Annotated in this window: 8 protein-coding genes; 1 reads left to right on the top strand and 7 read right to left on the bottom strand. The window is 36.7% G+C overall.

Annotation, left to right across the window (positions count from 1 at the left end; translation table 11 throughout):
• Positions 1–180: 180 nt before the first annotated feature.
• From HMPREF1140_RS02175 to HMPREF1140_RS02145, 7 genes are all read right to left on the bottom strand, one after another.
• Positions 181–864, bottom strand: a complete 684-nt coding sequence (locus HMPREF1140_RS02175; RefSeq protein WP_009662248.1) for a hypothetical protein — start codon at positions 862–864, stop codon at positions 181–183.
• 133 nt (positions 865–997) lie between these two features.
• Entirely contained in the window at positions 998–1,939 is a 942-nt protein-coding gene (locus HMPREF1140_RS02170) for an ROK family glucokinase (RefSeq protein WP_009662278.1), read from the bottom strand.
• Positions 1,940–1,954: 15 nt separating this feature from the next.
• Positions 1,955–3,196 (bottom strand): DUF5711 family protein, encoded by a 1,242-nt coding sequence (locus HMPREF1140_RS02165; protein ID WP_009662269.1) that lies wholly within the window; start codon positions 3,194–3,196, stop codon positions 1,955–1,957.
• Positions 3,197–3,199: 3 nt separating this feature from the next.
• Positions 3,200–4,294 (bottom strand): hypothetical protein, encoded by a 1,095-nt coding sequence (locus HMPREF1140_RS02160; RefSeq protein WP_009662236.1) that lies wholly within the window; start codon positions 4,292–4,294, stop codon positions 3,200–3,202.
• Positions 4,295–4,312: 18 nt separating this feature from the next.
• A complete protein-coding gene (locus HMPREF1140_RS02155; protein ID WP_009662272.1) occupies positions 4,313–4,579 on the bottom strand; it encodes a hypothetical protein in 267 nt (88 codons plus the stop codon).
• A gap of 2 nt (positions 4,580–4,581) precedes the next feature.
• Positions 4,582–5,934, bottom strand: coding sequence for a glucose-6-phosphate isomerase (locus tag HMPREF1140_RS02150; RefSeq protein ID WP_009662256.1), 1,353 nt, complete (start codon positions 5,932–5,934; stop codon positions 4,582–4,584).
• A gap of 93 nt (positions 5,935–6,027) precedes the next feature.
• Positions 6,028–6,741: a 5'-methylthioadenosine/adenosylhomocysteine nucleosidase gene (locus tag HMPREF1140_RS02145; RefSeq protein ID WP_009662282.1), complete on the bottom strand. Its 714-nt coding sequence runs from the start codon at positions 6,739–6,741 to the stop codon at positions 6,028–6,030.
• Positions 6,742–6,825: 84 nt separating this feature from the next.
• On the opposite strand from HMPREF1140_RS02145, the gene HMPREF1140_RS02140 reads away from it, so the two are divergent.
• Positions 6,826–7,884, top strand: coding sequence for an undecaprenyldiphospho-muramoylpentapeptide beta-N-acetylglucosaminyltransferase (locus HMPREF1140_RS02140; RefSeq protein ID WP_009662230.1), 1,059 nt, complete (start codon positions 6,826–6,828; stop codon positions 7,882–7,884).
• Positions 7,885–8,217: the final 333 nt, after the last annotated feature.

The raw sequence follows: 8,217 nt of genomic DNA, 5'->3' as shown, positions 1-8,217 counted from the left end.
ATCATATTTTTATTATTTATCAACGATAAAATTCATTTATACTAATTGTATTTTTTTGAGTTTTTGCTTTATTACTTTTTGCAACAAAAAAAGCCGAAAGAATATACGATACTTCTCTGACATATCTTGTAATATTCCTTCGACTTTTTGTTTGCTTTTTATATTTTTCTTGAAAATAAATTATTTCTTTGCCGCTGTTGTTTCAGGTGTCTTGATTTCTGAAGGTGCCTTTGTTGTCTCACCTGCAGTATCAATTCCCGCTCTGTCCTCCGTTACTATTGCTGCGGCGCTGTCCTTTGAAACAACATTGTCCTTGCCCACAGATACTATGAAGTAATATCCTTCCGACTGGAATACGATATTGCTGTCTCCCTTCACACCTACTGTAAGGTATGCATCATTTGACTCAAGCCCTGTGGCTTTCTCGCCTTCCATCTGTTCCAAAATATCATCAAGCTTAACGCTGTCTGCAGTAAAGCTTAAAAGGTCACCGGCCTTTGCACTTACAGCTTCAAGTACATATCCGCCCGACTTGTCATCATAGTAATGTAAAACTCTCTCAGGATCTGCATACTTTACAATTCTCTCACCGGCTTCGGCCTTCTCATCGGATGCGGCTGTTCCGAATGCACTTCCGACATCATCAAATGACTCATCAAGGTGATTTGCTATATCATAATTTATATCTACTTTTACACTTGCAGCTGTTGTTGTCTCTGCAGTGGTGCTTTCCTCAGCCTTTGTAGTAGTCTCTGCAACTGACTGTGTTGTTTGTGCAGTTTCTTTTTTTGAACCGCATGCGCTGAATAATAAAGCACTTCCCATTGTCAATCCTAAAACTGTTATCAAAAATCTTTTCTTCATATTTAATTCCTCCTAAGTCAAATGACTTTATGCTATTTAAACATCATTTTGATATCTGACACTATATCACTTGAACCTTATAAAAACAAGTTTTTAATATGAAAGTATTTTTTAAGAAATGATTTATATTCTTTTATCCTAATACCAACTTTGCCGCACCGTATATTCCGGCATCGTTTCCAAGCTTTGCAAGAACTATATCCGCCTTATTCTTTGTTATAGGTGTATAATATTCAAATTTTTCTCTTATTTTATCTATAAGGAAATCTCCGGCTTTTGATACTCCACCACCTATAACAAATATTTCCGGATCTACAGTCATTGCCAAGTGTGAAAGCGCTATTCCCAGATATTTTGAAACTGTATCCACAACTTCAAGCGCTATAGCATCACCTGCCTTGGCCGCATCAAGTACGTCCTTTGCAGTTATATCCTCCAGCAGGGCAAGTCTTGATGCAACTTTCTTTGTTGCAAGAAGTCTTTTTGCCTCTCTTACTATTCCTGTAGCGCTTGATATCTGTTCAAGACAACCCTTTCCACCGCAATTGCATTTTTCAGTCTCAGACTCTCTGACATGCATATGCCCTATCTCTCCGCCAAGACCGTGCTTTCCCGGAACAATTTTCCCGTCTATTATAATTCCTCCACCTACTCCGGTTCCAAGAGTTACCATTACGGAATCTTGCTGATGCTTTGCGCCTCCCATCCATGCTTCTCCAAGTGCCGCCACATTTGCATCGTTACCAAGTGCCACAGGCATACCTGCAAGTAAATCTGACAGTATTCTGGCAGGAAAAACTTCTCTCCATCCTATATTTACCACTACCTCTATAAATCCGTTCGGCATTACAGGTCCCGGAACCCCCATTCCTACACCTACACAATCTGTAAGAGTAAGTCTTGCCTCTTTCAATGTTTCTTTTATAGACTTTCCTATTTTTTCGATAAGTGCCTTAGGATCGTTTTTAGGCTCCGTAGGTATTTCCCACTTTTTTAAAAGATTTCCGTTAAGTGTGAATATACCCAGCTTTACACTTGTTCCTCCAATGTCAACTCCTACGCATACCTGTTCCATATTTTCTCCTTTATATTACTTAAGTACTATTCCTCTAAAGTCATTATCTCCAAGTATTGTAAATCCTGATAACAAACCTCTTTTTACGATCTTATGTATATTTGAATCAAGGCTGCCGCTGTATTTTATTACACCTGCCGTGTTCATTATTATCGCCTTATCATCCTTTGTCAGATAAATATACCCTTTTTGCATATCAAGATTTGAAAAATCTCCCAAAAACTCTTTTTTCAAAATAACATCGCCTTCTTTTGAGTATATATATAATGTGTGATTAAATTTTTCCGATGTGTTTTTATATACTACACAAAGTTTATTTCCCTCAAAGTCCACAGCTTCAATATCTTCTTCGGCCTTTATTGTCTTAATAAGCTTTGGAGAAGCAACATTCTTTGACGAGAAGAAATAAAGTCCGTCAGATGCAATTGCTACCGAATTTATTTTATCAAAATACCTTACTCTTGCCACCATTGAAGAAACAAACTCTTCATCAAAACCGCCTACAACTCTATTCGGCATATTTTGTCCGATCTCCGAGAAATCATAAAAAACGACTCTTCCCATCATTGAACTGCCCTTTAAGTACTGGAATGTTGCCATAAGTGCGGTTCCGTCAGGTGACAATGCTATATCTGTAGGAAAGCCGTCTCCGGCAAGCTTTGACTTTATACTTATGTTAAGCTGTTCGCCCTCTTTATTGTAGAAAAATATATATGTTGAATTTGAATCTTCTACCAATATGGTAATTATACCGGTTTTTGATACAACAGCCTTAAGTATCGGTAAATCAGTACCTATAGCCGCCACCCTGCCGTCTTTTGTATAGCTTTCAAGATCATTTCCTCCGACATCAAATATTATCACATATTTACCGTTATTATCGGTCTTTGGATTTGACATCTCATAGCTTTCTATCCACACTTCTTTTCCGCCGGGCTTTAAATACAATGCACCGTCTTTTGAGTACTTTAAAAAACCGTTACCAAGCTTTTCATAACCTACAAGACTGCCCTCACTGAGTTCATGAATCCATTTCAGTTTAAATTTATCATAACTCTTATACCGCTTTATTAATGTAAATACAACTGTGAAAGCAGTTATTAAAGCAAGCAGGAGGAGGATAAACCTCCCCCTTTCTACAAAAAAGTTGACATTTTGTCTTCTTCTGGATCTTGGAGCATTTTTCTCATCAAGATCGGCAGTTACTATTATTCTGTCTTTAAGCTCCCGCTTCTTTATTTCCTTATCTTCTATCATCTCTTATCCGTTTTGTCTTCTTTTGTACAGATCTATAGCCTCAATCAGATTGGACGCTTCCTTGTCACTTATAAGTTTTTGTAAAGCCTCTATCTTTGACGGCTGTAAAAAGTCTCTTCCAAGATATGATTCATACTTATCGGATATATCTAAGTTTATCTCCGATCTTCTTGAAGCTATACTTCCGAGGCTTTGCTTTGTCACCTCCAGCTCATTGTTCAGACTCTCAAGTTTTTCTCTTGAATTATCCGTTATCTCATCTGCAATAATTTTCTTTGTACTGTTTTCAAACTCGCTTACAGCTGCAGTTTTCTTATCCTTTATACTCTGTACATTAATCTTTGCTTCTTCTATCTCGGCATCAAAAGCTCCCAAATCATACTTTTCCTCTGACGAGTCGTTATTTATCTCTTTTGTTATCAGTTTGATTCTCTTAAAATCATTGTCAATAGTATCTCTCATAGCTCTTATCTTAAGCAGGCTGTCTCTATGTCTTGCTTTTGTAAGATTTCCTATCAATACATACAATCCGCCTATCAAAATAATAACCGCAAAGCAAATAAAAGGTAAATATATAGTTCTGTGATTCGGTATCAGCTTATAAATTACCATAGGTATTGCAAGGAATATTACAAGTACAGCTAAAACTATCTTTACAAAATCAAAGAATTTGTGCGGGAAATAAAATGTGTGATATAATCTTCCTCCGCAAAATCCCGGCAATTTTTCTTTTTTTATCTCGCTTTTTATTTCAGATTTTGTATTTGCTATATGATCGTGCAATTCTTTAGTTTCATCGGCAATTCTTTCACTTACCTTTTTACTCTTTGCCTTACCCTTCTTTGCCTCCAAAGATTTTAGGATATCTTCAGCCTTTTTAATCTCGGCATCATATGTGGATGTTATCTCTTTTAATCTTTTAGATGTGGTCTCGGCTATTCTGCCTTCTGTGGCTTTCTTTTCAGCTTCTATAGCTTTGGTTACTCTGTCGCCCTCAGCTCTGAGTCTTTCCTCTTCTGTACTCAATGTGTCAAGCTCCAGCAGGGCACTTTTTGCACCTTCAAAAAAACTGTCATAGTCTAAAATAGGTTCTGCCATAATACACTCTCCATTTTATTATTCTTCTATTATTTGTATTTCCAGATAGTCAAAATCTATTTGTTCTATAAAGTTGTCAGCATTAAATCTTACTTTACCTCTATAAGCAAAGTCATCTATATTAGGCAAAAGCCATATAGGTTCTGCTATATCAAATTTATGACATATCTCTCTTATCGCATCAAATATCATTGTTTTTCTGTCTTTACTGTAATCGACATCTGTTGCAACATGGTCTTTTAACAATCGATTGTCTTTGAATATCTTTCCCCAAAGCCTGAACATCTTTAGTTAAGCCTCTTTAGAAGTTCTTCTCTCTGACTTTCATATCCCGGTTTTCCAAGTAATGCAAACATATTGCTCTTATAACTTTCAACGCCCGGCTGATTGAACGGATTTACACCGAGTATGTATCCGCTCACACCACATGCAAACTCATAGAAATAGAATAAACTTCCAAGTGAGAAAGGACTCTCATTAGGTATATTTATTTTAAGATTCGGAACATCACCGTCTGTATGTGCAAGTATTGTACCGTTCATTGCTGACTTATTTACAAAATCCACACTCTTTCCGGCCAGATAGTTCATACCGTCCGTATCCGTCTCTTCTTCCTTCAATAAAATCTCTGCAGGTGATTCTTCTATATCAAGTACGGTTTCAAACAACATTCTTCCACCGTCCTGGATATACTGTCCCATAGAGTGTAAGTCTGTTGTCAGATCAACTGCTGCAGGAAAAATACCTCTGCCGTCCTTACCCTCACTCTCACCAAAGAGCTGTTTTACCCATTCCGATACATAGTGAAGACTCGGCTCATAATTTGCCGTAACTTCCACATTCTTTCCTTTTCTAAGGAATATATTTCTGATTGCTGCATATAAAAGTGAAGGATTTTCCTCAAAAGGCTTTCCGATTACTTCTTCTCTCATAGCTGCGGCACCTGCCATAAGCTCATCAATATCTATTCCCGCAACAGCTATCGGAAGCAGACCTACAGCTGTAAGTACCGAGAATCTTCCACCTATATCATCAGGTACTACGAAGCTCTCATATCCTTCTTCGTTGGCGAGTGATTTAAGTGCACCCCTTGCCTTATCTGTAGTTGCATAAATTCTTTTATTTGCTTCTTCTCTTCCATACTTTTCTATAAGAAGTTCTTTAAATACTCTAAAACTGATAGCAGGTTCTGTTGTAGTTCCCGACTTTGATATTATATTTATAGAAAAATCCTTATCTTTCAAAACATCCTTCAAATCTGCTATATACTTTGATGATATTGAATTTCCGCAGAATATTATCTGTGGTGTTTTTCTCTGTGATTTATCCAAGCAGTTATAGAAGCTGTGACTCAAAAACTCTATCGCAGCTCTGGCACCAAGGTATGAGCCTCCGATTCCCACTACCAAAAGTACATCGGAATCATTTTGTATCTTCTTTGCTGTAGTCTTTATTCTCTCAAACTCTTCCTTATCATAGTATATAGGAAGATCGATCCAGCCTAAGAAATCGGATCCTGCTCCCGACTTTGATAATAATGTATCTCTGGCATTCAATGTGGTTGTTTTAAAATTTTGAAGCTCATCCTCCCCCAAAAATGCCATTGCTTTTGAATAATCAAAACTTACTGTCTTGTTCATATTATACGCCTTTCTGTGTTTATAATTTGTTACGGTCATATAACCATAATGTTCTAAAACAATATATTGTTTTTATTTTATAACAACTATATACTATTGGCAATAGTGGGAAGTATCAATAGTTTCTATCAATCTTGTAGTAAGCTTCACACAATTTTCTATTGCCTTTCTTTCAAACTCGGCATAGTCCATACTTGCACTGTCATCCGCCTTATCGGATATGGCTCTGACTATAAGCGCTTTCATTCCGTTCAAATATGCAACCTGTGCTATTGCGGCACCCTCCATTTCAGTACAGCATCCGCCAAAAGTGTTTTTCAAATCTTCCTTGGTTTCTTTATCTGACACAAATATATCACCGCTTAAGACTCTGCCCTCAAAAACAGAAATATCTTTCAGCTCTTCTTCACAGATTTTCTTTGCAAGTACCCTTAAACCGTCATCTGTAGGGAATGCAAATACATCCATTCTCGGTACCTGTCCCCTCGGATATCCGAAGCCTTCAACATTCATATCATGAATTACGGCATCTGTGGAGAGCACTATATCTCCTATATTTATCTCATTCTTCAGTGAACCGGCAATTCCGGTATTTATCACCGTTCCCACTCCGAATCTGTCCGCCAGTATCTGAGTACATGCCGCCGCATTAACCTTACCTATACCTGAGCGTACTACGGTAACAGGCTTTCCACTTATCTTTCCCTGTACAAACTCCATACCGGCTATGACTTTTGTCTCTTTATTTTCCATAATTTCTTTCAACTTTGAAATTTCCTCTTCCATAGCACCGATTATACCAATCATTGCATTCTCCTCACTTGAATATTTATACTTGTTAAATTATACTTAATATATAGGCTTAATTATAACATAAAGAATGGAAATAATATGAAAAAAATAATATTAACAGGTGGCGGTACCGCAGGACATATCACACCGAACATTGCTCTCTTGCCTGCATTAAAAGAAGCCGGATTTGATATCAAATATATAGGCAGTAAAAACGGTATGGAAGAAGGCCTTATAAAGGCTCAAAATATTCCATATGAAGGTATATCTTCAGGAAAGCTCAGAAGATACTTTGACCTGAAAAACTTCAGTGATCCTTTCAGAGTGGTAAAAGGACTTTTTGAAGCAAAGAAAATCATAAAAATGTATGCACCCGATATAGTCTTCTCAAAAGGAGGCTTTGTCAGTGTTCCTGTAGTTATGGCTGCGGCTTTTTTAAAGATTCCTGTTATCATACATGAATCTGATATTACACCGGGACTTGCAAATAAAATAGCAACCAAGTTTGCTACGAAAGTCTGTACCAATTTCCCGGAGACTCTACAGTATCTTCCAAAGGGAAAAGCTGTACTTACAGGTTCGCCTATTAGGAAAGAGCTTTTAAGCGGTAACAGGGAAGAGGCTCTTAAACTGACAGGATTTGATAAGAAACCGACTCTTCTTATCATAGGAGGAAGTCTCGGCTCCGTTATAGTAAATACGGCAATCAGAAAATCTCTTGATGATATATTAAAAGAGTTTAATGTAATACATATCTGCGGTAAGGGTAATGTAGACGAAAAGCTTATGGGAAGATCCGGTTATCTTCAATATGAATATGTGGATAAGGAGCTGAAGGATTTCTTTGCTCTTGCCGATGTGGTCGTTTCAAGAGCAGGTGCAAATACAATATGCGAGCTTTTGGCACTCAGAAAACCGAATCTTTTGATACCGCTCTCAGGTGCCGCTTCAAGAGGCGATCAAATATTAAATGCCGAATCTTTTGAAAATGCCGGTTATTCTAAAGTAATAGATGAAGAGGCACTTTCAAATATTTCACTTGCCGCGGAAATATCAGAACTTTATAAAAACAGACAAAAGTATATAGATGCTATGTCAAACTCGGATGCCACAAACGGTGTTGATAATATCATTAATTTGATAAAACAGTTCAGTTAGAAATTTTATGCAAAACTGACAAAGCATCTACTTAATATTCTATAATTACAAATACTGAAGCTCTTTGAAAGTTTTTTCAATTTTCAAAGAGCTTTTTTATGTATTAAATACATATTTCTTATTTACTTAATTATTTTAGCTCATTCTATTGTTTTTACTTTTTTTGATATACAATATAAACAATTATATCTTTTATAATAGTATAAAACTACCATAGACAATTATTTTCACAATATTGTATAATTTCTGAAAATGATGACAATTCAGGTTGAGTTTTACAGGCTTTCAACCCACTTTATATAGCCAACTCAACTGATTGTAACGATAAGGAGG

Source organism: Lachnoanaerobaculum sp. ICM7 (assembly GCF_000287675.1).
GTDB lineage: Bacteria > Bacillota > Clostridia > Lachnospirales > Lachnospiraceae > Lachnoanaerobaculum.
The sequence above is the reverse complement of the archived record's forward strand: the minus strand, read 5'-3'. Positions and strand labels throughout refer to the sequence as shown.